Below are 26,651 nucleotides of genomic sequence, written 5' to 3' on the forward strand. Positions count from 1 at the left end.
CGTCTCGTGACCTATGTGCTGAGCGACGCCCTCGACCGCGTGGACCGGGAGGCGGTCTGGCGCCTGCTGTCCACCGAGGCCTACTGGGGTCGGTGGCGCAGCCGCGAGGACGTCGAGCGCCAGCTCGACGGTGCGTGGCGGGTGGTCGGCGCGTACGTCGAGCCCACCGGCGAGCTCGTCGGGTTCGCCCGCGCGGTGTCCGACGCCGTCGCCTTCGCCTACCTCGCGGACGTCATCGTCGACCCCGCGCACCGGGGAGCCGGGCTCGGCCGCCGGATCGTCGCGACGATGATCGACGAGGGACCCGGCGCCGACTTCCGCTGGACCCTGTTCACCGGCGACGCCCACGGCCTGTATCGGCAGTACGGCTTCACCGCACCGGACGAGACCGCGATGGTCCGCCCGGGCCGTCAGGGCTGAACGAGCACGTACACCCGCAGGCTGAGCGCCTCCACGACCGTGGCCTCGCCGGGCTCCGCGTGCAGGCTGCCCTCGATGGCCGCCGCACGCTCCTCCGCGGGGTTCTCCCAGACGGAGTCCCACGCCAGGCGCCAGCGGCCGCCGTGGTCGTCGGCCAGGATCAGGTGCACGGCGTCGAGCGACCCGTTGATCACCAGCAGCACGGTGTCCCGCTCGGGCAGCGGCGCGGTGCGCACCATCTGGAGGGTGCGGATGGACGGGTCGTGCCAGCGGTCGTGGTCGAACGGCAGGCCGAACGAGTCGAACCAGGCGAGGTCCGGGCGGCGTCCCGGCACCGCCGGGCGACCCGAGTAGAACTCCTCGGTGCGCAGGGCCGGGTGCTCGCGGCGCAGCAGGAGCAGCCAGCGCGCGGTGGCCAGCATGTCCTTGCGCCACGGGCTCAGGTCCCAGTGCACCCAGGAGATCTCGGTGTCCTGGCAGTACGCGTTGTTGTTGCCCTGCTGCGAGCGGCCCATCTCGTCGCCGGCGGTGATCATCGGCGTGCCCGCCGCGAGCACGAGCGTGGCGAACAGGTTGCGGATCGAGCGCCGCCGCAGGGGCACGATGTCGACCGCGGGCGAGTCGGGCCCCACGTGGCCCTCGATGCCGTGGTTCCAGGAGCGGTTGTCGTCGCTGCCGTCGCGGTTCTGCTCGCCGTTCGCCGCGTTGTGCTTGTGGTCGTAGGCCACCAGGTCGGCGAGCGTGAACCCGTCGTGGGCGGTGATGTAGTTGACCGACGCGCCCGGCCCCCGCACCAGCGGGGGGTCGCTGTGGCCGAACAGGTCCACGGACCCCGACAGGCGGGTGGCCAGGTCGCGGACGCGGTGCCCGGGCAGACCGTGCGCGGCGCGGCCGGGGTCGGCCAGCCAGAACGACCGGGCCGCGTTGCGGAAGCGGTCGTTCCACTCCGCGAACGGGAGGGGGAACTGACCCGTGCGCCACCCGCCGGGGCCGACGTCCCAGGGCTCCGCGATCAGCTTGAGCCCGTGCAGCGACGGCTCGGTGGCCATCGCGACGAGCGCAGCGTGGTCGGGCGAGAAGCCGGACGGGTCGCGGCCGAGCGTCACGGCCAGGTCGAACCGGAACCCGTCCACGCCGACGACGTCCGCCCAGTACCGCAGCGAGTCCATCGTCATGCGGACCACCTCGGACCGGCGGAAGTCGAGGGAGTTCCCGGTACCCGTGACGTCCGCGAGCGCGGCGGGCGCCCCGCCGTCGTGCGCGTAGTAGGTGGCGTTGTCGAGCCCGCGCCACGACAGGTGCTGGCCGGGCAGGCCGCCCTCGCAGGTGTGGTTGTAGACGACGTCGAGCAGCACCTCCAGGCCCGCCTCGTGCAGCGCGTGCACCGCGCCGCGCAGCTCGGCGAGCACGGCAGCCGGGCCGGCAGCCTGCGCGGCCGCCGTCGCGAAGGCCGCGTGCGGGGCGAAGAAGCCGAGCGTGCTGTAGCCCCAGTAGTTGGTCAGGCCCTTCTCGATCAGGTGCGGCTCGGAGGAGAACGCGTGCACCGGGAGCAGCTCGACAGCGGTGACCCCGAGGCCGAGCAGGTGGTCGACGACCGCGGGGTGCGCCAGGCCCGCGTAGGTGCCGCGCAGCTCCTCGGGCATCCGGTCGTCCAGCAGGGTCAGCCCCCGGACGTGGGCCTCGTAGACCACGGTGTGCGACCACGGGGTCCACGGGCGGTTGCTCGTCGGGTCCGGGCCGGGCAGGTCACGGGTGTCGACGACCACCGAGTACGGCACGTGGCCGACCGAGTCGCGGGGGTCGGCCGGGCCGTACGGGTCGCCCGCCAGGTCGGGGCCGACGACGTGGCCGTACGTCTGCGGCGTGTGCGCGACGTCGCCGACGAGCCCTCGGGCGTAGGGGTCGACCAGCAGCTTGGCCGGGTTGTAGCGCAGGCCCGCGGCGGGCTCCCACGGTCCCTGCGCGCGGAACCCGTACCGCTGACCGGCGCGGACGCCGGGGATCGAGGCGCTGAACACGCCGTGCACCGGACCGTCGAGGGGGACGCGTCGCTCGGCCGGACCGTCGAAGAGGCAGAGCTCGACGCCCGTGGCGTGAGCCGCGTAGACGGCGACGTCGATGCCCTCGTCGGTGGCGTGCACACCGAGGCGGGGCGCTCGGCGGCGCGGGGAGGGCGGGGTCACCCGGACATTGTGCGGGACACAACCCCACACGTGTCGGGTGTCTTCGCCCCTGGACGCGGTGTCCGTGGTCACGTGGGCGGACGGTAACGTTCCGCGGGTGAGGATCGTCGTCTGCGTGAAGCATGTGCCTGACATCCAGTCCGAGCGGGCCCTGGGCCCCGACGGTCGCGTGGTCCGCGACGGTGGGGACGGCACGATCAACGAGCTGGACGAGAACGCCGTCGAGGCGGCGCTCGCCCTGGTGGAGGCGTCGGACGGTTCGGTGGTGGCGCTGACCGTGGGTCCGGCCGACGCCGCCGACGCAGTCCGCCGCGGCCTCCAGCTGGGGGCCGACGAGGCCGTCCACGTGGTCGACGACGCGATCGCCGGGTCCGACGTGATCGGGACCGCCCGGGTGCTCGCCGCCGCCGTCCGGCACCTGGATGCCCAGGAGCACGTCGACCTGGTGATCACCGGCATGGCCGGCCTGGACGGGCTGACGTCCCTGCTGCCGACCGCGCTCGCCGAGCTGCTCGACCTGCCCGCCCTCCCGCTCGCCGCGGAGCTCACGGTCGAGGGCAGCACGGTGCGCGTCCGTCGCAACCTCGACCACGCGTCGGAGGTGCTCGAGGCCACCCTCCCGGCGCTCGTCTCCGTGACGGACCAGGCCAACGAGCCGCGCTACCCCAACTTCAAGGGCATCATGGCGGCCCGCAAGAAGCCGATCACCACCCTGACTCTGGCGGACCTGGAGGTCGACGCGTCCCGCGTCGGCGCCCTGGGGGCCCGCACCGAGGTGCTCGAGGCCGCCGCCCGCCCGCCCCGCGACAACCGCGTGCTGGTCCAGGACACGGGCGACGCCGGGATCCGGCTCGCGGCGTACCTCGTCGACAACCAGCTCGTCTGACGTCCCGAACCGAAGGATCACTGCCGTGACCGCACCCGTGCTCGTGCTCGTCGACCACACCGAGGGCGGGGCCGTCCGCGCTCCCGTGCGCGAGCTGCTCACGCTCGCGCGCGGACTGGCCGGCGACGCCGGTGTGCACGCCGCCTGGGCCGTCGACGGCGTGGAGCCGTCCGCCGAGGTCGTCGCCGAGCTCGGCGCGCTCGGGGCGACGCACGTGCACCGGGTGGTCGCCGACGCGGACCTGCACCTGTCGGCGGTGCTGGCCGAGGCGCTCGCGTCGCTGCTCGACGCGACCGGCGCCGGGCTGCTCCTGCTCGTCTCGTCGTTCGAGAACAAGGAGGCCGCCGCGCGCCTCGCGGTGAGCACAGGGGCGGGCGTCGTCACGGACGCGGACGGCCTCGCGCTCGTCGACGGCCGGTACGTGGCCTCCAAGACGGTCTTCGCCGGCACCTGGACCACGACGTGCGCGGTCACGGCGCCGCTGGCCATCGTCGCCCTGAAGCCCAACTCCGTGCAGCCGTCACCGGCCGAGGGCGCCCCGGCGCCGCAGATCGGCGAGCACGTGGTCGCCGTGAGCGACAAGTCGCGGCGCGTGACGCTGGTCGAGCGCACCGAGCGCCCCGCGAGCGGGCGGCCGGACCTCGGCAGCGCGAGCATCGTCGTGGCCGGCGGCCGCGGCACCGAGGGCGACTTCTCGGTGGTCGAGGAGCTGGCCGACGTGCTCGGCGGAGCGGTCGGCGCCACCCGCGTGGCCACGGACGAGGGCTGGATCGGGCACGACGCGCAGATCGGCCAGACCGGCGTCACCATCGCGCCTCGCGTGTACATCGGGGTCGGTGTCTCCGGCGCCGTGCACCACCGCGGCGGCATGCAGGCGTCCGGCACCATCGTCGCCATCAACTCCGACCCCGACGCGCCGATCTTCGAGATCGCGGACTTCGGCGTCGTCGGGGACCTGTTCACGGTCGTTCCCCAGGCCGCCGCGGAGATCCGCCGCCTCAAGGGCTGATCAGCTCGCGGCGTGGGTACGGTGCCCTCATGACCCGGCGCGCGCAGATGCTGGCGGTCGAGCTCGTCGAGCACGACGAGCTCGAGGACGCGCCGTCGACGCCCCCGCCCGCTCGGTGGCGGCCGCCGTGGCGGTGGGTCGCCGTGCCCGTCGCCCTCGTGCTGGCGCTGGCCGGGGCGCAGGCCGTCACCGACGCGCGCGAGCGGGCGCGCCTCGCGGAGCTGGCGGCCGTGCCCGGTGTCGTCCGGCCCGTCGACCGGGACCTGCGCGTGCTGTGGACCCCGCAGGACGGGACCGACTCGGTGCTGTGGTCGGGGATCGAGGCGGCCGGTGCGATGGTCGGTCTCGCACACGCCCCCGACGGCTCGCAGGCGGTCGTCGCGGTCGACCGGCTGACCGGCGACCAGCGGTGGACCACGCCGGTGGCCCCCGCGCCGGCGGTCGCTCCGGCAGATGGCGGCGGGAGCGGCGTCGGTGGCTGCGTCCCCCTCCCGGAGGTGTCCCGCCGCGTGCTCTGCCTGGTCAGCGACACGTACCTGGAGTACGGCGAGCTGTCCGTCCGGACGGTCGTCGGCACGCTCAGCCGGCTCGTCGTGGTCGACACCGGAGACGGGGCCGTGCTGGGCGACCACCCCGCGCCGGGCGCGGTGGCCTTCACGGCCCTCCCTGGGCTCGCCGTCGTGGGGGTCCCCGTGGGTGACGGCGGGCTCGTGGTGACCGCGTCCGACCTGGTCACCGGCGAGCAGGCCTGGCGGACGAGCCTGCCGGCTCCACCCCGGGATGCGGACGACGACCTGTACGTCGACGGGAGGATCTCGCTGTTCGGCACGGCCGAGGGGATGGGCGTGGTCCAGTCCCCGGGCCGGATGACCCTGCTGGACCCCGGCGGGGTCGTGGTCCGCTCGGGCATCGACGCCCGCTCCGGGTTCGAGGTCGACGCGGCCACCCGCACCGTCGCGGCGCTGTCGTTCGCGCCCGACGGCCTCCAGCGCACCACGTTCCTGAGCCGCGGGCCGGACGTCATGCTCACGGGCAACCGGGTGACGCTGTCCGCCGACGACGGCAGCGTGCCGGGGCTGGTCCTCATGTCCGACACGACGGTGCGCGCGTACGACCGAGGCCGGTCGACCCCGCGCTGGTCGATCTCGCACGCGGTCGCCGGCAACGCGCTCGTCCTGCGCGGCCGGGTGTACCTGAGCACGGACGTCGGCCTGGTCGCGGTCGACGCGCGTACGGGTGAGGAGCTCTGGCGGGCGTCGACCCCCGCGGGCCGGACGATGGGCGCGCTCGTCACCGACGGACGGCACCTGCTCAGCGCGCAGGAGCGTCCCGACGGCGCGGGTGAGGTGACCCAGGACGACTGGCCGGGCGTCGGCGAGCTCGTCGCCTACCGGTTCGCCGACGGCGGCGAGGACTGGCGCGTCGACCTGCCCGGCGACCTGCTGGGCGTGTGGTCCACCGGCTCCACGCTGGTCGGCTGGGGGCCCGCGGGCTCCTCCGTGCTGGGCTGACCGGGTGACTGCCGCGAAGTGCCGGACAGGGGGCCGTGCGCTCCGCTAACGTCTCGGTCGGTCCTGGCCGTGGTGCGCCGGGAGGGGCGCCCGAGGAGAGACCGTGATCCGTTACCTGCCCTACCTGATCGAGGCCGCTCTGCTGGTCTACTGCCTGATCGACTGCATCCAGACCGACGTCCCGCGCAACCTCTCCAAGACGACGTGGGTGTTCGTCATCATCCTGGTGCCGATCGCGGGCGGGGTCGCGTGGCTGGTGGCGGGGCGCCCCGAGCACCGGCCCGCGCGGAACGTGGCGTGGCCGTCGACGCAGACCGCGGGCTTCCCCGAGTACGAGCGGCCGCGCCGGTCGTCTCCCGACGACGACCCGGAGTTCCTGGCGGGCATGCGCGCGTCCGACGACGAGCACGAGAAGATGCTCAAGGACTGGGAGGCGCAGCTGCGCGACCGCGAGGCCAGGCTCAAGGACGACCCGCCACCGAGCGCCTGACGCTCAGGACAGCTCGCGCAGCCACCGGACCGTGGCGACGCCCTGCGCGGCCTGGAACCGCCGCAGGTTCGGGATGCCCAGGGGTGCGGGCTGCCGCGCGCTCCACGCGAAGTAGCCCGACAGGCCGGCCAGCCCCGCCCGCAGGTCGTCGTCGTGCACCCCGTCGGAGATCGCGTGGTTCCGGAAGTTGGTGGCCGGGTCGCCGCCGCCCTGGAGCGCGACGCTGGGCAGCATGAACGCCAGGTCCAGCCACGGTGCGCCGACGCTCGCGTGCGGCCAGTCGATGAGCCACACGCGGTGCTGGTGGTCGGGGTCGATCATCACGTTGTCGGCCCGCAGGTCGCCGTGCACCAGCGCGTCACCCGCGCACACCCGCAGCGAGTCCTGCTCCCAGCGGATCAGCTGCTCGACGTTGTCCAGCGCCCACCGACCGACGTCGCCCGCCAGCTCGGCGTAGCCGGTCTGCGTCTCGAGGTCGAGCGCGTGCAGCTTGCGCCAGCCCGTGAAGTCGTCGGCCAGCTGGTCGTCCGTGCGCGGCAGCGAGTGACCCGGGAGCGGCTCGGCGTCTGCAAGCGCTCCCAGCGCGTCCGCGACGGCCTGGAGGTCGACGGGCTTCCACGGCAGCTCGGGGGAGCGGCCGTGCACCACCTCGAACCCGAGGATGACCCAGTCGTCGTCGTCGGACGACCACAGCAGCCGCGGCGCGGGTACCTGCGGCGGCAGCGCGTGGGACACCCGGATCTCGTTGCGTGCCAGGTCCGGGGAGACGGGGTTCTGCTCCGCCGAGACGGCCTTGACGAACACGCCGCGCCCGTCGGCGAGCTCCAGCACGGCGGCGAACCCGGGGCTGAACCCGCTGGTCGCACTGATCTCCGCGGTCACCTGGGAGCCTGCCAGCTCGGCGATCCGACCTCGGACGTGGCGGGGCAGATCACGCCAGTCCAGCCGCTGGCCACTGAAGGCGAGCGGGAGGGCAATGACGTCGTCGGCACTCACGCGGCACATCCTGCCAGGTCGCGCGCAGCACCTACCGGGTGATCCCACCAGGTGTGCGGTCGGGGCCTGGGCCGTTCCGTTCGTAGACTGGAGCCGATGAGCGTGTATCTCGACCATGCGGCGACCACGCCCATGATCCCGGAGGCCGCGCGGGTGCTCGCCGAGCAGCTCGCGCGCACCGGCAACCCCTCCTCCCTGCACGCGTCGGGGCGTGCCGCCCGTCGCGTCGTCGAGGAGTCCCGCGAACGGCTGGCCGCCGCGCTCGGCGCCCGCCCCAGCGAGGTCGTGTGGACGTCCGGCGGCACGGAGGCGGACAACCTCGCGGTGAAGGGTCTGTTCTGGGCGCGCCGCACCCAGGACCCACGACGCCGCCGCCTGCTCGTGTCCGCGGTGGAGCACCACGCCGTCCTGGACCCGGCGTTCTGGATGGCCGAGCACGCCGGGGCGGAGCTGGTCCTGCTGCCGGTCGACGCCGACGGGGTGCTCGACGTCGACGCGCTGCGCGAGGAGCTCGAGAGCAACGGGGACCAGGCCGCGCTGATCTCGGTGATGTGGGCGAACAACGAGGTGGGTGCGCTCCAGCCGCTCGACGACGTCGTCTCGCTGGCCCGCCGGTACGGGGTGCCGGTGCACGCCGACGCGGTGCAGGCCGTCGGCCAGGTGCCGGTCGACTTCGGGGCCTCCGGGCTGGACGCGATGACGGTCACCGGCCACAAGGTCGGCGGTCCGGGTGGCGCCGGTGCGCTGCTCGCCCGCCGGGGCCTCGACCTCACGCCCGTGCTGCACGGGGGCGGGCAGGAGCGCGGGGTGCGGTCCGGCACGCTCGACGCGGCGCTGCTGGCGTCGTTCGGGCTCGCGGTGGAGCGCGCCGTCGGGGACCGGTCGGCGTTCGCGGCACGGGTGGGAGCGCTCCGCGACACGCTCGTCGCCGGGGTCGAGGCGCTGGTGCCGGACGCGGTGCTCCGGGGGCCGCGGGACACCGCCCGACGGCTGCCCGCGAACGCGCACTTCACCTTCCCCGGCTGCGAGGGCGACTCGCTGCTGTACCTGCTGGACTCCGCGGGGATCGAGGCGTCGACCGGCTCCGCCTGCCAGGCGGGCGTGCCGCGGCCCAGCCACGTGCTGCTGGCGATGGGGGTCGACGAGCTCGCCGCGCGCGGTGCGCTGCGGTTCAGCCTCGGGCACACCTCGACCGACGCCGACGTCGAGGCGCTGCTCGCGGTCCTGCCGGGCGTCGTCGACCGCGCCCGCGCCGCCGGGCTCGCGACCGTCGGGGCGGGCTCCTGATGCGCGTCCTCGCGGCACTCTCCGGCGGGGTGGACTCCGCCGTCGCGGCGGCGCGCGCGGTGGACGCCGGGCACGACGTCGTCGGCGTGCACATGGCCCTGTCCCGCACCCGCGACCAGTTCCGCACGGGCTCGCGGGGGTGCTGCTCGATCGAGGACGCCGGCGACGCACGCCGGGCCGCGGACGTGCTGGGCATCCCGTACTACGTGTGGGACCTGTCGGAGCGGTTCGAGGAGACGGTGGTCGCGGACTTCGTCGCCGAGTACGAGGCCGGCCGCACCCCCAACCCGTGCGTCCGCTGCAACGAGCACATCAAGTTCGCCACGCTGCTGGACAAGGCCGTGGCCCTCGGGTTCGACGCCGTCTGCACCGGCCACTACGCCCGCATCGAGACCCGTGCCGACGGCACCCGGGAGCTGCACCGTGCCCGTGACCTGGCCAAGGACCAGTCGTACGTGCTCGCCGTGATGGGCCCGGAGCGGCTGGCACGCTCGATGTTCCCGCTCGGCGACGTCGAGTCGAAGGAGCAGACGCGCGCCGAGGCCGCCGCGCGCGGGCTGTCGGTCTCGGCCAAGCCCGACTCGTACGACATCTGCTTCGTCGCCGACGGCGACACCCAGGGCTTCCTGCGCCAGCGGCTCGGGTCGCAGCCGGGCGAGATCGTCGACGCCTCCGGCACCGTGCTGGGCGCGCACGACGGCGCGTACGCGTACACCGTGGGCCAGCGCCGGGGGCTGTCGATCGGGCGGCCCGCCGCCGACGGGAAGCCGCGGTACGTGCTGTCGGTCGAGCCGGTGAACAACCGGGTCGTGGTCGGGTCGGCCGAGGATCTCGCGGTGCGCTCGGTGGAGGCGGACCGCGCGGTGTGGTTCGACGGGACCGACGAGTCCTTCGACTGCGCGGTGCAGGTCCGTGCGCACGGCGCCGCGGTGCCCGCACGAGCCACCCGCCGGGACGGCACCGTCGAGATCGCGCTCGACCAGACCGGTGCGCTGCGCGGTGTCGCGCCGGGCCAGTCGGCCGTGCTGTACGACGGCACCCGCGTGCTGGGCCAGGCCACCGTGACCGCCGCCCTTCGCTCACTGGGCGCCACCTCTGGTCTCGTCAGGTGAGCGGGGGACGACCGGGCGTCACAGGCACGGGGCCGTGGCCGGGTCTGGACGCGCTCGAGGCGCAGACGGTCGTCGTCGGCGACCTCGTCGACACCCCGTCCGAGGTGGCCGGTCTGCCGTTCACGGTGCTGCTGGCCGAGCGCGGGCCGTGGGGTGACCGGGTGGGCCGCGCCGCCGCTCTGCTCGCCGAGCTGCCCACCGAGCTGGGGCCGCACGGCTGGAAGCTCGCCGACCGGCCCAGCCGTGACGTCGCCCGGGCGCAGGCCTACCTGCGCGAGGACGTCGACGCGCTCGCGGTCGCCTGCCACGGCTGGACCGGCCCGCTGGTCGTGCCGGTCCTGGGGCCGATGACCCTCGCCGCCAACCTCTACCTGGCGCGCGGTGACCGCGTGGTGTCCGACCCCGGCGCCGTCCGGGAGCTCGCCGCGTCCCTGGCTGCCGGGATCGTCGAGCACCTGGCCGCGATCCGCCGGTCGGTGCCCGGCATCGAGCCCACCGTGCTCCTCCAGGAGCCCCTGCTGGCCCAGGTCATGGCCGGCGTGCTGCCGTCGTTCTCGGGCTACTCCGCGCTCCGCTCGGTGCCCGGGCCGGTGGCTGCCGAGCGCATCGGCGACGTGGCCTCCGCCTTGGACGGCGTCCGCGTGATCGTGCACGGCGGCAGCGCATGGACGTCGCTCGGCGCCATCCGGGCATCCGAGGTCGACGGGTTCGCGCTCGCGGTCTCCGCGCTCGACGAGCGCAGCTGGGAGAAGGTCGCCGAGGCGGTCGAGGGCGGGCTCGCGTTCTGGCCCGAGCTGCCCCCGCAGGCGTCCTCGCAGTGCGCCGGCCCGGACGTGACCGGTCAGGCCGATACGCTCACCCGGCCGTGGCGGTCCGTGGGGCTGGCGATGGCGGGGCTGCGCGACGTCGTGCTGCTGGCCGGCGACATCACCGGCCGCGGCAGCCCGGACGAGGCGCGGGCGGTGCTGGCCGGACTGGCGCGGGCCGCACGGATCGTGGCCGAACGAGCGGAGGACTGAGCGTGGCTGCTGCACAGCCGAGCGTGGGGCGCGCCCTCGCGCTCCTGGTGGCGTCGGGGGCGGCGATCGTCGGCATGGTCCTGCTCGTGATCTGCTACACGGGCATCGGGGTGACCAGCCTGACGTCCTCGGTCGACGACATGGACCCGTGCGTCGAGGCGTACTCGGCCGGGACCGACTCCGCGAGCGTGCGGTACACCGTCGCGCCGCCGCGGGCCATCTGCACGTGGGACGTGGACGGCGAGCCGACCGATGTGGTCGTGGCCGCTGCGTCCGTGCCGCTGTTCGCCACCGGTGCCGTGCTCGCCGTGGGCGGCGTGCTGGTGTGCGGGGTGCTGGTGGTCGGGCCGTGGCTGAGCCGACGACGGCGGCTCGACGAGGCGTAGGTCTTCGCCTCGATCGATCACCCACCACCGACCCTCACCTGCTTACTGCGTCGCCCGCCCGTACTCCGCGGCAACCGCGTCGAAGATGCTGGGACCCGAGGCCCCTGGCGCGACAGACATCCAGCAGCCGGGCACGAGCTGCAGGAAGTGGACGAGTCCGTCGCGGCCTTCCGCATCGACCAAGCCGCGAAGCTGGATCTCCAGCGCGTCCCACGGCATGCTCGCGAACGGCAGACCGCGGGAGTCGCCGCCCGCGCCCCCCGCGTCGACAGCTGCCGCGTCGACCGCATCCGACGTCAGTCGGGGCAGGTCGAGCTCTCCGGGCGGTGGGCCGCCGATGGGCCATGCCTCCAGGTGTGCGTACGCGGCACGGCACACCCCGATCTCCACCGCGATCTGCTGGGCCGTCCACGCCCTCTGATCGTCCGGTGCCGCCGCGATGACATCCCCCTTGAGCGCGAGCGCCTCGTCCACCACCGCTGGCTCGAGGCCCTCGAACAGGGGGTCTTCAGCGGCTAGAGGCCCGCGACCACCGACGCAGCCGCCCAGCAGCATCCCCACGGCCGCCACCGCCACGAGCACGTTCGTCCGTGTGCTGCGGTGCGCGTTCGCCATGGGGGCGACCATAGCGGCGCGACCGCGAGACGGACATCGTCGGCTGGTGGGCAGACGACGACCGCGAATCACCACGCCGTGGGTGCGCGGCGGCGAGTGCGCGCTGGCGGGTGCGTCGGGACAGCGCACTGTGGGCGGTGCGCGAGAGGATGTGCTGGTGAGCGACGAAGCACCCGCGCCCGTGAGCGCGTCCGCGGAGACCGAGATCCCCTCGCAGGCCCGCCACCGGTGGACGGAGCTGGCCGGCCTGATCGAGGCGGACCAGTTCGCGTACTACATCCGCGACGCCCCGGTGTCGTCGGACAAGGAGTACGACGAGCGGCTGCGCGAGCTGATGGCGCTCGAGGACGAGCACCCCGGCCTGCGCACCCCCGACTCACCGACGCAGCGCGTGGGCGGCACGTTCTCCACGGAGTTCGCCTCCGTCGAGCACGTGGAGCGGATGCTCTCGCTGGACAACGCGTTCTCCGACGAGGACATCTCGACCTGGGCCGGCAGGCTGCACCGGGACCTCGAGACGGATGCCGCCCTGCACTACCTGTGCGAGCTGAAGATCGACGGCCTGGCCATCGCGCTGCTGTACGAGAAGGGCCGGCTGGTCCGGGCCGCGACGCGCGGCGACGGGCGCACCGGCGAGGACGTCACCCTGAACGTCCGCACCATCTCGACCATCCCCGACGTCCTCGGCGGGGACCCTGCGACGCACCCCGACCGCATCGAGATCCGCGGCGAGGTGTTCCTGCCGGTCGCGGCCTTCACCGAGCTCAACGCGTCCCAGGTGGAGGCGGGCAAGAGCCCGTTCGCGAACCCGCGCAACGCGGCCGCCGGCTCGCTGCGGCAGAAGGACCCGCGGGTCACGGCGTCGCGGGACCTGCGGATGTACGCGCACGGCATCGGAGCGCTGGTCTGGGGCACCGGCCGCGGGACCGGGATCGAGCGGCAGTCGCAGGTGTACGACCTGCTGGCGTCCTGGGGCGTGCCGGTCTCCGGGCACACGCGGATCGTCGAGGGGCTGGACGGCGTGCGGGAGATGATCGCCTACTACGGCGAGCACCGGCACGACGTCGAGCACGAGATCGACGGCATCGTGACCAAGGTCGACGAGATCGCGCTCCAGCGCCGGCTCGGGTCCACCAGCCGGGCGCCGCGGTGGGCGATCGCGTACAAGTACCCGCCCGAGGAGGTGAACACCACGCTCCTCGACATCCGCGTGAACGTCGGCCGCACGGGTCGCGTGACGCCGTACGGCGTGATGGAGCCGGTGTTCGTGTCGGGGTCGACCGTCGAGATGGCGACGCTGCACAACGCGAGCGAGGTGGCGCGCAAGGGCGTGCTCATCGGGGACACGGTGGTGCTGCGCAAGGCCGGGGACGTGATCCCGGAGATCGTCGGCCCGGTGGTCGACCTGCGCGACGGCACCGAGCACGCGTTCGTCATGCCGACGCAGTGCCCGTCCTGCGGCACCACGCTGGCGCCGGCCAAGGAGGGCGACGTCGACATCCGCTGCCCCAACCAGCGGTCCTGCCCGGCGCAGCTGCGCGAGCGGCTGTTCCACGTGGCGTCCCGCGGGGCGTTCGACATCGAGGCGCTCGGCTGGGAGGCGGCCAACGCGCTGCTCACCGCGGGGGTGGTCACGGACGAGGGGGACCTGTTCGCGCTCGACGCGGAGGCGCTGCGCAAGGTGCCCCTGTTCACGCTCTCCACCAGCTCCAAGGTCGGCGGGGTCGTCCGCGAGGCGGGGGACCTGAACGCGACCGGCACCGCGCTGCTGGGCAACCTGGAGAAGGCGAAGCAGGCCGCCCTGTGGCGGGTGATCGTGGCGCTCTCGATCCGGCACGTGGGACCGACCGCAGCACGCGCGCTCGCGCAGCACTTCGCGTCGATCCCGGCGATCGCCACGGCCGGCGAGGAGGAGATCGGCGCAGCCGAGGGCGTCGGCCCGACGATCGCGACGGCGGTGGTGTCGTGGTTCGAGCAGCCCGGCGAGGACGACAAGTGGCACGCGGCGATCGTCGAGAAGTGGGCCGCGGCGGGCGTGCGGATGCAGGAGGAGCGCGACGAGTCCGCGCCCCGCACGCTCGAGGGGTTGACGGTCGTGGTCACCGGCGGGCTCGAGCGGTTCACCCGCGACGGCGCCAAGGAGGCGATCCTGGCGCGCGGCGGCAAGTCGGCGGGGAGCGTCTCGAAGAAGACGGACTACGTGGTGGTGGGGGAGAACGCGGGGTCGAAGGAGGCCAAGGCGCGCGAGCTCGGGCTGCGGATCCTCGACGAGGCGGGGTTCGAGCGGCTGCTGGCGGAGGGGCCCTCCGGGGTGGGAGACGCTCCGGCCGAACCTGCGGAGGCGTGAGGTGGCCGCCGGCGCCGTCGTCCGTGTGGCGGTCGGTGGGCAGGTGGCCGACGCCGGGGCGCTGACCGCCGAGGCCTACCTGGCCGACCGGCTGGTGGACGCGACCGACTCCTACGCGGACGAGCTGCGGGACGCGGAGCGCCGGGCGCGTGAGGCGACCCTGCTGGTCGCCCTGCTGCCCACGGACGACGGAGAGCCGGTGGTCGTCGGCACCGTCACGCTCGCGCCCTACGGCACGTCGTACGCCGAGATCGCGGAGCCGGGCGAGCTGGAGATCCGCATGCTCGCGGTGGCTCCGGAGGCGCGGCGGCGGGGGATCGCGGAGCTGCTGGTGTCGGCGGCGCTGCGCGAGGCGGTCGCCGGCGGGGCGCGCCGCGTGGTGCTCTCGACGCTCGACTCGATGGAGGCCGCGCAGCGGCTGTACAAGCGGCTCGGCTTCGTCGCGGTGCCGGAGCGGGACTGGGGGCATGTCGAGGTCCACCTGCGCGTGCACACCTGGACCCCGCCCGATGCGCCCGGGGCGCTGGTGGAGTCGGCGACGTGGCTGCCCGCCCGCGTGGTCGACGTCGACGGCTGGCGGGTGGGCCTGTCGGGTGGCCTGACGCGACGCGCCAACAGCGTGCTGCCGCTCGGTGCGCCCGTGGACGTCACGGCCGCGCTCGACCGGGTCGAGGAGCTCTACGCCCGCGAGGGCCAGCCGTCGATCGTGCGGGTGTGCCGCGCGTCGCCCCGCGGCCTGGACGACCTGCTCGCCCTGCGCGACTACGAGGTGGCGTCGCGCACGGACGTGCTGGTCCGGGAGCTCGACGGGATCGAGTTGCCGCACGGCGCCCCGCGCACGGGTGCGGGTCCGGTGCGCATCGCCGTCGCCGACCGACCGGACGACGCCTGGCTCACGGAGTGGTCCGGCTCCAAGGCCCGCCTGCACGCCACGGGTGCCGCCGCTCAGGCCGACGAGACGAGCCTGCGGCTGGCCCGCACGGTGCTCGGCGGCGCACCGGCGATCTACCTCACGGCGACCGATCCCACGGGGCTGGTCGGCGTGATCCGCGCCGCGTTCGCGGAGGACTGGGTGGCTCTGTCGTGCCTGGTCGTCGCGGCACGCGCCCGCCGCCGCGGACTCGGTCGGGCCCTGACCCTGCGCGCGCTGGACGAGGCCGCCCAGCGCGGTGCCCGGAGGGCGTTCCTCCAGGTGGAGGCGGAGAACACGGGTGCCGGGTCGTTGTACTCAGGCCTCGGGTTCCAGCCCGCGGAACGGTACGTGTACCGGGAGCGTCGCTAGAGCGGGTGGTCAGCGGGCCTCCCCGGCGGGGTCGAGCGCCTCGAGCAGCGCCCGGCGCGCTCCGGCCGTCCCGTCGCGTGGCACGCGCAGGTCCAGGACGACGCGACCGGGCCGGTCGGAGAGCACCACCACCCGGTCCGCCAGCAGCAGCGCCTCGTCGACGTCGTGCGTCACGAGCACCACCGCACGCCCGCGGCCCGCGAGGTCGAGGCCGGCGAGCCAGGCGTTCATGCGGCGTCGCGTGATCGCGTCGAGCGCGCCGAACGGCTCGTCCAGGAGCAGGATCGGGCGCCCCGGCAGGCAGGTCCGGAGCAGGGCGAGGCGCTGCCGCATGCCCCCCGACAGCTCGTGCGGCCACGCCCGCTCGAACCCCGCCAACCCGAACTCGTCGAACAAGGCCCGCGCCCGGGCGTCGGCGACCGCCCGGTCCATTCCCGCGATCCGTGCCCCGACCAGCGCGTTCGGGAGCGCCCGGCGCCACGGGAGCAGCCCGTCCCGCTGGGGCATCCACGCTGCGCTCCGGCCGCACGCCGTACCCGTGGAACGGCCCGTCACGGTCGCGCCGGGCGGCGTCAGTCCGGCGAGCACCCGCAGCAGGGTCGACTTGCCGCAGCCGGACGGGCCGACGACCGCGACGAACTCCCCGACCGCCACCTCCAGGTCGACCTCCTGCAGTGCGACGACGGCGCCCACCGCGCGGCGCCCCGTGCCGGGGAACGTCACGGTGAGCCCGGCGACCTCGAGTGCCGGCGCCGCCGCCGTCGGCGCCTCAGTCGACGGGGAGGTAGTCATCGGTCCACGCGGCGTCCGTGTCGAACCCCGCGTCGGCGAGGTCGTGCTCCTGCAGGAACCCGACGAAGTCGTCCCAGACCGTCGCCTCCTGGACACCCCAGTGCTCAGGGTCGTCGGTGTAGCGGGGGGCGAGCCACTGCGCGCTGAGCGTGAGCAGCTCCGGGTCGATCTCGGGCGCCGCCGCGTGGATCGCGTCGGCGGCGGCCTGCGGCTCGGCGATGGCGTCCTGGTACCCGTGCGTGAGGGCGGCGAGGAAGTCGCGGACCAGCGCGGGGTCGTCGTCGAGGTGCTGCTGCGAGGTGGCGACGAGCGGCGTGTACCAGTCGGGGATGCAGTCGGTGTGGTCGATGAAGGGGATCGTCGAGACGTCCAGGCCGTCGATCTGGCCGAGCCGGATCGTGTCCCACGCGTCGAACACCCACGCGGTGTCGAACTGGCGCTCCGTCAGGCCGATCCGGAAGTCGTCGCTCGAGAGCGGGGTCAGCTCGACGGCGTCCGGGTCGCCGCCGTCGCACGCGACGAGGGTCCGGATGAGCGCCTCCTCGAGCTCCGAGCCGTACGACCCGTACGAGTGGCCCGCCAGGTCGCGGGGCCGGGTCACGCCCGTCTCCGTCAGGGAGATCAGGCTCGACGTGTTGTGCTGGATGACGGTCGCCACGGAGACGACCTCGGCCCCCTGCTCCCGGGCGGGGACGAGTCCCTCGGCCACGGAGAACGCGAAGTCGGCCTTGCCCGCGGCGAGCAGCTGCAGGCCGGAGGTGTCACCGGGCTCGACGATCGTCAGGTCGATCCCCGCGTCGGCGAAGTAACCGCGTGCCTGGGCGAGGTAGAGGCCGGAGTGGTTGGTGTTCGGTGTCCAGTCGAGGATGACGGACACGGGTCGCAGCGCGGGCTCGTCGGCGGCGACCGCCGTGCAGGCGGTGAGCAGAGCGAGGCTCGCGACAGCAGCGAGGAGACGGGTTCTCACAAGGGGGTCCTTCCAGGACGAGAGGGGAGCGACGGCCGCTGCCACGGGGTGGCAAGCCGGGCGAGGCCGTCGACGAGCAGGAACAGCAGGCCGGTGAGCACGGCGACGAGGGCGACGGCGACGAGGATCTGGTCGACCTCGTAGCCCTTGCGCGAGCGCTGGACGAACACGCCCAGGCCGCTCTGGCCGGCGAGGTACTCGGCGACGACGGCCGCGCCGATCGCGTACGTCGCGGCCACGCGCAGGCCGCCGAGCGCTCCGGGCACGGACGCCGGGAGCTGGACGAGCCAGAACTGGTGGCGGCGGGTGCCGCCGAGCCCGGCGACCATCTCGGAGTGCTCCGCGTCGACGGTGGCCATCGCGGTCACGGCCGCCACCAGCACCGGGAAGAACGCCGTGAGGGCGACGAGCACGATCTTGGGCAGCAGGCCGAAGCCGGCCCACAGGATGAGCAGGGGCGCGAGCACCACCGTCGGCACGGTCTGCGTGAGCGTGACCAGCGGGTAGAGGGTGTCCGACACCCACGGGAACGCCGCGATGAGCACGGCGAGCAGCAGCCCGACGACGGCCCCGACGACCAGCCCGAGGCCGGCCTCGGTCAGGGTCGTGGCGACGTCGGTCCCGAGCAGCGGCGCGACCTCGACCGCGGTGCGCGCGACCTGCGACGGCGGTGGCAGGACGAACGCCGGGAGGTCGGACAGGCGCACCCCGACCTCCCAGCCGACGAGCAGGACGAGCCCGGCCGCCGCCGGTGCGACGACGCGGCGCCAGCGATGCCTGACGAGCATCGCGTCAGGCCCGGAACTTGCCCACGAGGTCCTGGATCGTGGGTCCGGTGTCGTCCTTGGCCTGCCCCACCTTGATCACGCTGGAGACGCCGGACGCTCCCGCCAGCACGGTCGCCTCGTGCACCGCGCGCAGCAGCGGCCAGAGCTGGTCGGGCGTGCCCTGGATGGTGGTGCCCATGGCGCCGACCTCGTAGACGAGTCCGGACTGCTGGATGACGGCGATGGCGGCGTCGACGTAGGCGTAGCGGTCGTCGTCTGTCCCGCTCGGGCGGGGAGAGACCTGGATCTGTGCGAGCACGGTGTTCCTCCGGGGGTCGGACCGGGCACGCTGCGCCGAGGTCCGTCCGCACGGGTACGACGACGACGGCGGCCCGGCGACGGACACGACCGCCCACGCCGCGCTCGGTGGCGCATCCCTCCGCTGGCATTACCCAGTTCAGGTTCTCGGGTCGACCTGCGCTGACACCGTGGTGTCGCGGCACGTCCTCTCAGCCCGGCTGTCCCGAGCTCCCCTGCGTTGGCAGGGCGAACCTACCCCTACCGGACAGCCCTGGCGGACTCCTTCTCACACTGCGGTCAGCGCCGCGGCGGGGGCAGGGTCGCGCGCCACACGTTGGCCGGGTCGAGGCCGGCCGGCAGCCCGGCCCGGGCAGCCGCAGCCTCCGCGAGCGCCCGCAGCAGCGCGGGGTCGACGGTCTCGGTGACGCGCGCGAGGACGCGTTCGTCCGGGGTCGCGACGAGCTCGAGGACGTGGCCGTCGATCGTGAGCGCGCCGGTGTACTCGCCGTCGGAGACGTCGGGCCACTCGAGGTGTGCCTGGACCTGGTCGACGTCCCTGAACGTCTCGACGTCGCCGGCCTTGTCGCGCAGGAACGTGCCGAGGCCGCGCAGGCGGTCGGTCGCGCGCAGGCCGTACGGCGCGTGGCGCGTGGCGGTGCGCCACATGCCGGGCCACGGCAGCCCGCGTCGGAGGGTGACCACGCTGCCGTCCTCGCACAGGACCCGGGCGTGCTGACCGGACCGGCCCGCCTCCTGCGACCTCCCGGCGAAGACGGCCGTCGCCAGCGTGGTGAGCCACTCCGACGGACGGTCCAGCCCGACGACTTCGCCGGTCGTGGCACCGATGGTGACGAGCAGGCAGTCGCCGTCCTCGACCGCGACGGTCAGGGGCGCGGCGCCGGCCGCGTGCGGCGTCACGACCGTGAACCAGGCGTGCGCTCTCTCGAACCACTCGAGGCGGACGTCGGCGACGTCGTCGCCGAACGGTCGCAGGGCGGCCAGGACCGTGGCGTGCACCGCGCGGTCCCGCTCGTCCGGTTCCGAGGTCACGGCTGCAACCTAGGGGATCAGGAGATCAGGGCGTCGATCGCCGCCGCCGACAGCACGTGCTCGGCGGCCATCGCGCTCGCACCGAGGACCCCCGCGCGGCCCTTGGTGCGGGACGCGACGATGCGCAGGTGCTGGGTGGCCAGCGGCAGGGAGCGCCGGTAGACCACCTCGCGGATGCCGGCCAGCAGGTGCTCGCCCGCCTCGGCCACGACGCCGCCGATGACGATGACCGACGGGTTGAGCATGCTCACGCACGCGGCGAGCACCTCGCCGATGTGCCGGCCCGCCTCGCGCACCTCCCGGCTGGCGTCGAGGTCACCCGCACGGACCAGCGCGACGACGTCGGCGCTGGTGGTGGCGTTCTTCAGGGCGCTCGCGATGGCCGGACCGCTGGCGACCGCCTCGAGGCAGCCGGTGTTTCCGCAGCGGCACGGCAGGTCCAGGCCGCCCGGCACGGCGATGTGCCCGAGGTCGCCGGCCGCGCCCTGGGCGCCGCGACGGATCTGGCCGTCGGAGATGATCCCGGCACCGATGCCCGTCGCCACCTTGACGAACAGCAGGTGGTCCACCTCGGGCCACTGCGACGTGTGCTCGCCGAGGGCCATGACGTTCACGTCGTTGTCCACCAGCACGGGGACGCGCAGCTTGCGGGACAGCAGCGCGGGGACGTCCGCGTCGTCCCAGCCCGGCATGATCGGCGGGTTGATCGGCCGGCCGGTCGAGTGCTCGACGGGTCCGGGGAGCCCGACGCCGACGCTCACGAGGTCGCTGACCGGGCGCCGGGCGGTCGCCAGCAGGTCGAGCCCGACCTCGACCACCCGGTCGAGGACCGGGCCGGGTCCCTCGGCGATCGCGATGGTCTCGTGGTGCTCGGCGAGCACGGTGCCGACCAGGTCGGTGAGGGCGAGCCGCGAGTGGGTGGCGCCGAGGTCGACCGCGAGGACCACGCGGGCGGCCGGGTTGAACGCGAACGTGGCGGGCGGGCGACCGCCGGTCGAGCTGGCCTCGCCGGCCGGTGCGACGAACCCGGAGGACAGCAGGAGGTCGACGCGCGTCGCGATCGTGGAGCGGGCCTGGCCCGTGAGGGTGGCCAGGTCAGAGCGGGTGCGCGGGTGGCCGTCGCGGAGGAGCTGGAACATCTCTCCGGCGCCCGTCGGCCGGGGAGCGACCTTGAGGAGCTCGTCCATGCGCACAGTGAACCATTCCGCCTTACGTAGGTCACGTTCCCGTAACCATGACACATCAGTGGCGACTTTTGCTTGACGCACGGCAGAAGTGGGTTCTACGGTCCTGCTCATGGTCAACGAGGACCCGCCGCTGCTCCAGATGCGCGGCATCGTGAAGCAGTTCCCGGGAGCCCGGGCGCTGGACGGAGTCGACCTGGAGATCCGGGCGGGCGAGGTGCACTGCCTGCTGGGTCAGAACGGTGCGGGCAAGTCCACGCTCATCAAGGTGCTCGCCGGTGCCCACCAGCCCACCGAGGGCGAGATCCTGCTCGACGGACAGCCGGTCACCATCACGCACCCGGTCGCGGGCCTCAAGCTCGGCATCGCGACGATGTACCAGGAGCTCGACGTCGTCGACGGCCTGTCTGTCGCGGAGAACATCTACCTCGGGCACGAGCTGGCGACCGGCGGCTTCTCGCAGCGCCGCGCCGCCACGGCCAGCACGCGGGCGCTGCTCAAGCGGCTCGGCCATGGCGACATGTCGCCCCACCGCGAGGTCGGCCGGCTCTCGGCCGCCGGCAAGCAGATCGTCAGCATGGCGCGCGCCCTGTCCCACGACGCCCGGGTGATCGTCATGGACGAGCCGTCCGCCGTTCTCGACGCGGAGGAGGTCACCAACCTGTTCCGTGTGGTCCGCGAGCTCACCGCGTCGGGCGTGGCCGTCGTCTACATCTCCCACCGCCTCGACGAGATCCGGCAGATCGGCGACCGGATCACCGTGCTCAAGGACGGCCGGACGGTCGCGACGGGGCTGCCGGTGGCGGACACCCCGACCGCCGAGCTCATCAAGCTCATGACCGGCCGCAACGTCGAGTACGCCATCCCGCCTCGCGACACCATCGCGCCCGATGCCCCGACCGTGCTCACGGTCGACGGGCTCGCATTGCGGGGGGCGTTCTCCGACGTCTCGTTCGAGGTGCGCGCCGGCGAGGTCGTCGGGCTGGCGGGACTGGTCGGCTCCGGCCGCACCGAGATCCTGGAGACCGTCTTCGGGGCGCGCAAGGCGACGGCCGGCACCGTTCAGGTCGGGGACCGCCGGCTGCGCGCAGGCTCGGTCAGCGACGCGGTCACCGCCGGCATCGGCTTGTGCCCCGAGGAGCGCAAGAGCCAGGGCCTGATCCTCGACGAGCCGGTGTACCGCAACATCACGCTCTCGACCTTCGCGCGCAACGCCACCGCGTCGTTCCTCGACGAGGGCGCCGAGCGCAAGGTGGCGCGCGAGCAGATCCACGCCCTCGACGTCCGACCGTCCGACCCCGACCGCAGCGCCCGCACGCTGTCCGGCGGCAACCAGCAGAAGGTCCTGCTCGCGCGCTGGCTCGTGCACGGCTGCCGGGTGCTGCTGCTCGACGAGCCCACCCGCGGCGTCGACGTCGGCGCCCGCGCCGAGATCTACGGCCTGATCGCCGACCTGGCCGCCCAGGGGGCTGCCGTCGTGGTCGTCTCCAGCGACATCCCGGAGGTGATCGGCCTGTCCGACCGCGTCCTGGTCGTCTCCGAAGGGCGGGTGGTCCACGACGGACCGGCGTCCGGCATCGACGAGCACCGCGTGCTCGACCTCGTCATGGAAGGAAGTGCCGCGTGAGCGAGCATGACGTGACAGCCCCTGCCGCCGACGAGTCCGCTCGGGTCGAGCAGGTGGCCAAGGCCGGTGAGACGTCCCGCGGAGGACTCCTCAGCGGAGCCACCGGGCGCAACCTCGGCCTGGTCATCGCCCTCGTGGCGATCTGCGCCTTCGGCGTCATCACCGCAGGCGAGCGGTTCGCCAGCATCGACAACGTGCTGACGATCCTGCGGCTCGCGTCGGTGCTCGGGGTGATCAGCATCGGCATGACCTTCGTCATCACGGGCGGCGGCATCGACCTGTCCGTCGGCTCCGTCATCGGGCTGGCGTCGGTGTGGGCCTCCACGCTGGCCACGCAGACCATGGCGGAGGACCTCCACTGGACGATTATGGTGCTCTGCGCGCTCGGGGTCGGCATCGGCGCCGGCCTGATCAACGGCGTGCTCATCGCGTACGGGAAGGTGGTCGCGTTCATCGCGACGCTGGCCATGCTCGTGTCCGCCCGCGGCCTGGCGGAGATCATCGCCAGACGGCAGACCCAGATCGTCAGGGTCGACCCGTTCCTCGACTTCTTCCGGTCGTCGCCGCTCGGCGTGCCGATGCTCGTGTGGATCTTCGTGCTCGTGTCCGTCGCCGGCTGGGTCCTGCTGAACCGCACCACGTTCGGTCGCCGGACCATCGCGGTCGGCGGCAACCCCGAGGCCGCGCGGCTGGCCGGCATCAAGGTCAAGCGGCACACGATGTACCTGTACGCCCTGTGCGGTCTCACGGCCGGCATCGGCGGCGTCATGATGCTCGGTCGCACCACGGCCGGCAGCTCCACCAACGGCCAGCTCTACGAGCTCGACGCGATCGCCGCCGTGGTCGTCGGCGGCACCCTGCTCATCGGCGGTCGCGGCACGATCGTCGGCACCTTCCTGGGCGTCCTGATCTTCACGACGCTGAGCAACGTGTTCACGCAGAACAACCTGTCCATCTCGGCGCAGGCCATCGCCAAGGGCGTGATCATCGTCGTCGCCGTGCTGCTCCAGCAGCGCATCGCCGAGCGCTCCCGCGCCGGAACCTGACCCCCCCAAGCCCCAGCTCCCCGCCCTGCCATGTCCCGATCAAGGAGGATCGTCATGTCTTCATCCACGTGCCGCAGGTGGCTCGCCGCCGCCGGCACCGCGGCAGCCCTCGCACTCGTCGTCGGCTGCACGTCCAACACCCCCGAGGCCGAGGACACCGGTGCCGCGCAGGCGCCGGCCGCCGCAGCCACCGGCAACGACGAGCCCGGCGACAAGGTCGTCATCGGCTTCTCCGCCCCGGCGGCCGACCACGGCTGGATGGGCTCGATCACCAAGTCCGCTGTCGCCGAGGCCGCCAAGTACTCCGACGTCGAGCTGGTGCAGGCCGAGGCCACCAACGACGTGAACCTGCAGATCAGCCAGATCGAGCAGTTCATCAACGACGGCGTGGACGCGATCGTCCTGCTGCCGTTCGACGGGGCCGCCCTCACCGAGGTCGCCATCAAGGCCATGCAGGCCGGCATCGTCGTCGTCAACGTCGACCGCGAGTTCGAGGACTCCGACGCTGCGCGCACGACGATCCTCGGCGACAACTACGGCATGGGCGTCAGCGCCGGTGCGTACATCTGCGGCGAGCTGGGCGGCACCCCCGACGCCAAGGTCGCGGAGATCGCCGGCATCGACTCGCTGCCCCTGACGCAGGACCGCAGCCGGGGCTTCTCCGACGCGCTCTCCGCCTGCGGCCTCGAGGTGAGCAACCGCGTCGCGGCCGACTTCACGGTCCAGGGTGGCGAGGCCGCGGCGGCCAACCTGCTCCAGGCGGCGCCGGAGCTCGACGCCATCTGGAACCACGACGACGACCAGGGCGTCGGCGTCATGGCGGCGATCGAGAACGCCGGTCGCGACGAGTTCATCATGGTCGGCGGCGCCGGCTCGAAGAACGTCATGGAGGCCATCCAGGCCGACGACTCCGTGCTCAAGGCCACGGTCATCTACCCGTCCACGCAGGCCGCGGACGGCATCAAGCTGGCCCGGCTGCTGGTGCAGGGCAAGTCGATGAGCGACCTGGTCGAGGTCGAGGTGCCGCGCACGATCCAGCTGTACGCACCCGTGGTCACCAAGGAGAACGTCGAGCAGTACCTGCCCACGGCCTTCGAGTCCTGAGCCAACCTGACCGAGCCGGGCGGGTCCCACCGCAGGGGACCCGCCCGGGGCCAGAAGGAGGAGTCGTGACAGAAGCAGTCCCACGCCTGGGCATCGGCATGGTCGGGTACGCGTTCATGGGCGTCGCGCACTCGCAGGCCTGGCGCAACGCCCCCCGGTTCTTCGACCTGCCGCTGCGTCCTGACATGGCCGCCGTCGCCGGGCGCGACGCGGCAGCCGTGCAGGCCGCCGCCGAGAAGCTGGGGTGGTCCAGCACGGAGACGGACTGGAAGGCGCTCGTCTCCCGGGACGACATCGACCTCGTCGACATCTGCACCCCCGGCGACACCCATGCCGAGATCGCGATCGCCGCGCTCGAGGCCGGCAAGCACGTGCTGTGCGAGAAGCCGCTGGCCAACTCGGTCGAGGAGGCCGAGGCGATGGTCCGGGCCGCCGAGCGCGCCCCGGGTTTGGCGATGGTCGGCTTCACGTACCGCCGCGTCCCCGCCATCCAGCTGGCCCGCACACTCGTGGCGGACGGCCGCATCGGCACGGTCCGGCACGTCCGTGCCCAGTACCTGCAGGACTGGATCGCCGACCCGCAGGCGCCGCTGTCGTGGCGGCTGGACAAGCAGAAGGCCGGGTCGGGGGCGCTCGGGGACATCGGCGCGCACATCGTCGACCTCGCGCAGTTCGTCACCGGGGAGTCCGTCACGGGCGTCTCGGCGGTGCTGGAGACGTTCGTCAAGGAGCGCCCGATCGCCTCCGCGCACTCGGGTCTGCACGGCACGGCGGGCACCGAGACCGGACCGGTCACCGTGGACGACGCCGCGATCTTCCTCGGCCGGATGTCCGGCGGGGGACTGGCCACGTTCGAGGCCACCAGGTTCGCGTGGGGCCGCAAGAACGCGATCCGCCTCGAGATCAACGGCTCGGCCGGGTCGCTCGCGTTCGACTTCGAGGACATGAACGTCCTGCACTTCTTCGACGCGTCGCAGCCCGCCGCCGAGGCCGGCTTCCGGCGGATCGTCGTCACCGAGCCCGAGCACGCCTACGTGGCAGCCTGGTGGCCTGCGGGTCACGGCCTCGGGTACGAGCATGCGTTCACGCACCAGGCGGTCGACCTGATCACGGCGATCGCGTCGCGTCGGCAGCCGGAGCCGAGCTTTGCCGACGGTCTCGCGGTGCAGCGGGTGCTCGACGCCGTGGAGCGGTCCGCGGCCGACAACAGCACGTGGACACCTGTGGCGAAGGAGAGCTGACCATGGCGCGACCGATCACCCTGTTCACCGGCCAGTGGGCGGACCTGCCGTTCGAGGAGGTCGCGCGACTGGCCAGCGGCTGGGGGTACGACGGCCTGGAGATCGCGTGCTGGGGCGATCACCTGGACCCCTGGCGCTGGGACGACGAGGAGTACGTCGCCGGGAAGCTCGCGCTGTTGGAGAAGTACGGCCTGAAGGTCTACGCGATCTCCAACCACCTCAAGGGCCAGGCGGTCTGCGACGACCCGATCGACCAGCGGCACCGCGACATCCTGCCCGACGTCGTGTGGGGCGACGGGGACCCCGAGGGCGTCCGGCAGCGCGCGGCCGAGGAGATGAAGCACACCGCGCGGATCGCCGCGAAGCTCGGCGTGAAGACCGTCGTCGGGTTCACCGGATCGAGCATCTGGAAGTACGTCGCCATGTTCCCGCCGGTCTCCCAGGAGGCCGTCGACGCGGGCTACCAGGACTTCGCGAGGCGGTGGAACCCGATCCTCGACGTGTTCGACGAGGTGGGCGTGCGGTTCGCGCACGAGGTGCACCCCAGCGAGATCGCCTACGACTACTGGACGACCGTGCGCACCCTGGAGGCGATCGGCCACCGCGAGGCGTTCGGGCTCAACTGGGACCCCAGCCACTTCATCTGGCAGCAGCTGGACCCCGTCGACTTCATCCTCGAGTTCGCCGACCGGATCTACCACGTCGACTGCAAGGACGTGAAGCTCCGGCTGGGCAACGGCCGCAACGGCCGGCTCGGCTCGCACCTGGCGTGGGCGGACCTGCGGCGCGGCTGGGACTTCGTGTCCACCGGCCGCGGCGACGTGCCGTGGGAGGCGTCGTTCCGGGCGCTGAACTCCATCGGGTACGACGGGCCGATCTCCGTGGAGTGGGAGGACGCGGGGATGGACCGGCTGCTCGGCGCTCCCGAGGCGCTGGAGTTCGTGAAGCGCAACGCGTTCGACCCGCCGACGGCCTCCTTCGACGCGGCGTTCAGCACGCGCTGAGCGGATGCCCGGGCGGATACTGGGGC

Annotated in this window: 25 protein-coding genes; 16 read left to right on the top strand and 9 right to left on the bottom strand. The window is 73.5% G+C overall.

Annotated features, from left to right (window positions below):
* The first annotated feature begins 6 nt into the window (after positions 1–6).
* Entirely contained in the window at positions 7–420 is a 414-nt protein-coding gene (locus HP550_RS13720) for a GNAT family N-acetyltransferase (protein WP_343048174.1), read from the top strand.
* Here HP550_RS13720 and glgX read toward each other — a convergent pair.
* Positions 411–2,603: a glycogen debranching protein GlgX gene (glgX, locus tag HP550_RS13725; protein WP_210768150.1), complete on the bottom strand. Its 2,193-nt coding sequence runs from the start codon at positions 2,601–2,603 to the stop codon at positions 411–413. The genes HP550_RS13720 and glgX overlap by 10 nt on opposite strands.
* 97 nt (positions 2,604–2,700) lie before the next feature.
* Between glgX and HP550_RS13730 the strand changes: the two genes are divergently transcribed.
* From HP550_RS13730 to HP550_RS13745, 4 genes are all read left to right on the top strand, one after another.
* Positions 2,701–3,489 (top strand): electron transfer flavoprotein subunit beta/FixA family protein, encoded by a 789-nt coding sequence (locus tag HP550_RS13730; protein ID WP_175348247.1) that lies wholly within the window; start codon positions 2,701–2,703, stop codon positions 3,487–3,489.
* Between the two features lie 16 nt (positions 3,490–3,505).
* Positions 3,506–4,498, top strand: coding sequence for an FAD-binding protein (locus HP550_RS13735; RefSeq protein ID WP_175348460.1), 993 nt, complete (start codon positions 3,506–3,508; stop codon positions 4,496–4,498).
* Positions 4,499–4,527: 29 nt separating this feature from the next.
* Entirely contained in the window at positions 4,528–6,009 is a 1,482-nt protein-coding gene (locus HP550_RS13740) for an outer membrane protein assembly factor BamB family protein (RefSeq protein WP_175348248.1), read from the top strand.
* 103 nt (positions 6,010–6,112) lie between these two features.
* Positions 6,113–6,499, top strand: a complete 387-nt coding sequence (locus tag HP550_RS13745) for a PLDc N-terminal domain-containing protein (protein ID WP_175348249.1) — start codon at positions 6,113–6,115, stop codon at positions 6,497–6,499.
* Between the two features lie 3 nt (positions 6,500–6,502).
* On the opposite strand, the gene HP550_RS13750 is transcribed toward HP550_RS13745, so the two are convergent.
* Positions 6,503–7,495: a phosphotransferase gene (locus HP550_RS13750; RefSeq protein ID WP_175348250.1), complete on the bottom strand. Its 993-nt coding sequence runs from the start codon at positions 7,493–7,495 to the stop codon at positions 6,503–6,505.
* Positions 7,496–7,591: 96 nt separating this feature from the next.
* On the opposite strand from HP550_RS13750, the gene HP550_RS13755 reads away from it, so the two are divergent.
* Genes HP550_RS13755 through HP550_RS13770 form a run of 4 tightly spaced genes read left to right on the top strand, consistent with a single transcriptional unit; the run spans position 7,592 to position 11,299 of the window.
* Complete coding sequence (locus HP550_RS13755) at positions 7,592–8,782, top strand: cysteine desulfurase family protein (protein WP_175348251.1); 1,191 nt, start codon at positions 7,592–7,594, stop codon at positions 8,780–8,782.
* Positions 8,782–9,894 (top strand): tRNA 2-thiouridine(34) synthase MnmA, encoded by a 1,113-nt coding sequence (gene mnmA, locus HP550_RS13760; protein ID WP_175348252.1) that lies wholly within the window; start codon positions 8,782–8,784, stop codon positions 9,892–9,894. The genes HP550_RS13755 and mnmA overlap by 1 nt, the downstream gene beginning before the upstream one ends.
* Positions 9,891–10,913, top strand: coding sequence for a uroporphyrinogen decarboxylase/cobalamine-independent methonine synthase family protein (locus tag HP550_RS13765; RefSeq protein ID WP_175348253.1), 1,023 nt, complete (start codon positions 9,891–9,893; stop codon positions 10,911–10,913). The genes mnmA and HP550_RS13765 overlap by 4 nt, the downstream gene beginning before the upstream one ends.
* A 2-nt stretch (positions 10,914–10,915) precedes the next feature.
* Positions 10,916–11,299, top strand: a complete 384-nt coding sequence (locus tag HP550_RS13770) for a hypothetical protein (RefSeq protein ID WP_175348254.1) — start codon at positions 10,916–10,918, stop codon at positions 11,297–11,299.
* A gap of 42 nt (positions 11,300–11,341) precedes the next feature.
* Here HP550_RS13770 and HP550_RS13775 read toward each other — a convergent pair whose 3' ends face one another.
* Positions 11,342–11,914 (bottom strand): hypothetical protein, encoded by a 573-nt coding sequence (locus HP550_RS13775; protein WP_175348255.1) that lies wholly within the window; start codon positions 11,912–11,914, stop codon positions 11,342–11,344.
* A gap of 157 nt (positions 11,915–12,071) precedes the next feature.
* On the opposite strand from HP550_RS13775, the gene ligA reads away from it, so the two are divergent.
* A complete protein-coding gene (ligA, locus tag HP550_RS13780; protein ID WP_343048175.1) occupies positions 12,072–14,261 on the top strand; it encodes an NAD-dependent DNA ligase LigA in 2,190 nt (729 codons plus the stop codon).
* Position 14,262: 1 nt separating this feature from the next.
* Entirely contained in the window at positions 14,263–15,543 is a 1,281-nt protein-coding gene (locus HP550_RS13785) for a GNAT family N-acetyltransferase (protein ID WP_343048176.1), read from the top strand.
* 9 nt (positions 15,544–15,552) lie between these two features.
* Here the strand turns inward: HP550_RS13785 and HP550_RS13790 are convergent, their stop codons facing one another.
* The 6 genes from HP550_RS13790 to HP550_RS13815 all read right to left on the bottom strand — a co-directional run bounded on the left by HP550_RS13790 (position 15,553) and on the right by HP550_RS13815 (position 20,606).
* On the bottom strand, positions 15,553–16,335 hold the full coding sequence (locus HP550_RS13790) for an ABC transporter ATP-binding protein (protein ID WP_175348257.1): 783 nt from the start codon (positions 16,333–16,335) through the stop codon (positions 15,553–15,555).
* Positions 16,313–17,302: an ABC transporter substrate-binding protein gene (locus tag HP550_RS13795; RefSeq protein ID WP_343048177.1), complete on the bottom strand. Its 990-nt coding sequence runs from the start codon at positions 17,300–17,302 to the stop codon at positions 16,313–16,315. The genes HP550_RS13790 and HP550_RS13795 overlap by 23 nt, the downstream gene beginning before the upstream one ends.
* A complete protein-coding gene (locus HP550_RS13800; protein ID WP_175348259.1) occupies positions 17,299–18,090 on the bottom strand; it encodes an ABC transporter permease in 792 nt (263 codons plus the stop codon). The genes HP550_RS13795 and HP550_RS13800 overlap by 4 nt, the downstream gene beginning before the upstream one ends.
* 4 nt (positions 18,091–18,094) lie before the next feature.
* A complete protein-coding gene (locus tag HP550_RS13805) occupies positions 18,095–18,388 on the bottom strand; it encodes a thiamine-binding protein (protein WP_175348260.1) in 294 nt (97 codons plus the stop codon).
* A gap of 278 nt (positions 18,389–18,666) precedes the next feature.
* A complete protein-coding gene (locus tag HP550_RS13810) occupies positions 18,667–19,419 on the bottom strand; it encodes a hypothetical protein (protein ID WP_175348261.1) in 753 nt (250 codons plus the stop codon).
* Positions 19,420–19,436: 17 nt separating this feature from the next.
* Complete coding sequence (locus HP550_RS13815) at positions 19,437–20,606, bottom strand: ROK family protein (protein ID WP_175348262.1); 1,170 nt, start codon at positions 20,604–20,606, stop codon at positions 19,437–19,439.
* Between the two features lie 109 nt (positions 20,607–20,715).
* On the opposite strand from HP550_RS13815, the gene HP550_RS13820 reads away from it, so the two are divergent.
* The 5 genes from HP550_RS13820 to HP550_RS13840 all read left to right on the top strand — a co-directional run bounded on the left by HP550_RS13820 (position 20,716) and on the right by HP550_RS13840 (position 26,625).
* Complete coding sequence (locus HP550_RS13820; RefSeq protein ID WP_175348263.1) at positions 20,716–22,230, top strand: sugar ABC transporter ATP-binding protein; 1,515 nt, start codon at positions 20,716–20,718, stop codon at positions 22,228–22,230.
* Positions 22,227–23,276 carry an ABC transporter permease gene (locus HP550_RS13825; RefSeq protein WP_175348264.1) on the top strand — a complete coding sequence of 350 codons (1,050 nt, stop codon included), beginning with the start codon at positions 22,227–22,229 and terminating at the stop codon, positions 23,274–23,276. Before HP550_RS13820 ends, HP550_RS13825 begins: the two co-directional genes overlap by 4 nt.
* Before the next feature lie 54 nt (positions 23,277–23,330).
* Positions 23,331–24,380 carry a substrate-binding domain-containing protein gene (locus tag HP550_RS13830; protein ID WP_175348265.1) on the top strand — a complete coding sequence of 350 codons (1,050 nt, stop codon included), beginning with the start codon at positions 23,331–23,333 and terminating at the stop codon, positions 24,378–24,380.
* 98 nt (positions 24,381–24,478) lie between these two features.
* Positions 24,479–25,621, top strand: coding sequence for a Gfo/Idh/MocA family protein (locus tag HP550_RS13835; RefSeq protein ID WP_175348462.1), 1,143 nt, complete (start codon positions 24,479–24,481; stop codon positions 25,619–25,621).
* Between the two features lie 2 nt (positions 25,622–25,623).
* Entirely contained in the window at positions 25,624–26,625 is a 1,002-nt protein-coding gene (locus HP550_RS13840) for a sugar phosphate isomerase/epimerase family protein (RefSeq protein ID WP_175348266.1), read from the top strand.
* The last annotated feature ends 26 nt before the right edge of the window (positions 26,626–26,651 follow it).

The sequence above is a fragment of the Cellulomonas humilata genome, from assembly GCF_013359775.1.
Classification (GTDB): Bacteria; Actinomycetota; Actinomycetes; order Actinomycetales; family Cellulomonadaceae; genus Cellulomonas; species Cellulomonas humilata.

Coding starts and splice junctions, on each gene's coding strand:
- HP550_RS13790 (WP_175348257.1), bottom strand. CDS start 16,335: ATGACTACCTCCCCGTCGACTGAGGCGCCGACGGCGGCGGCGCCGGCA.
- HP550_RS13800 (WP_175348259.1), bottom strand. CDS start 18,090: ATGCTCGTCAGGCATCGCTGGCGCCGCGTCGTCGCACCGGCGGCGGCC.
- HP550_RS13820 (WP_175348263.1), top strand. CDS start 20,716: ATGGTCAACGAGGACCCGCCGCTGCTCCAGATGCGCGGCATCGTGAAG.
- HP550_RS13830 (WP_175348265.1), top strand. CDS start 23,331: ATGTCTTCATCCACGTGCCGCAGGTGGCTCGCCGCCGCCGGCACCGCG.
- HP550_RS13755 (WP_175348251.1), top strand. CDS start 7,592: ATGAGCGTGTATCTCGACCATGCGGCGACCACGCCCATGATCCCGGAG.
- HP550_RS13840 (WP_175348266.1), top strand. CDS start 25,624: ATGGCGCGACCGATCACCCTGTTCACCGGCCAGTGGGCGGACCTGCCG.
- HP550_RS13775 (WP_175348255.1), bottom strand. CDS start 11,914: ATGGCGAACGCGCACCGCAGCACACGGACGAACGTGCTCGTGGCGGTG.
- HP550_RS13815 (WP_175348262.1), bottom strand. CDS start 20,606: ATGGACGAGCTCCTCAAGGTCGCTCCCCGGCCGACGGGCGCCGGAGAG.
- mnmA (WP_175348252.1), top strand. CDS start 8,782: ATGCGCGTCCTCGCGGCACTCTCCGGCGGGGTGGACTCCGCCGTCGCG.
- HP550_RS13835 (WP_175348462.1), top strand. CDS start 24,479: ATGGTCGGGTACGCGTTCATGGGCGTCGCGCACTCGCAGGCCTGGCGC.
- HP550_RS13740 (WP_175348248.1), top strand. CDS start 4,528: ATGACCCGGCGCGCGCAGATGCTGGCGGTCGAGCTCGTCGAGCACGAC.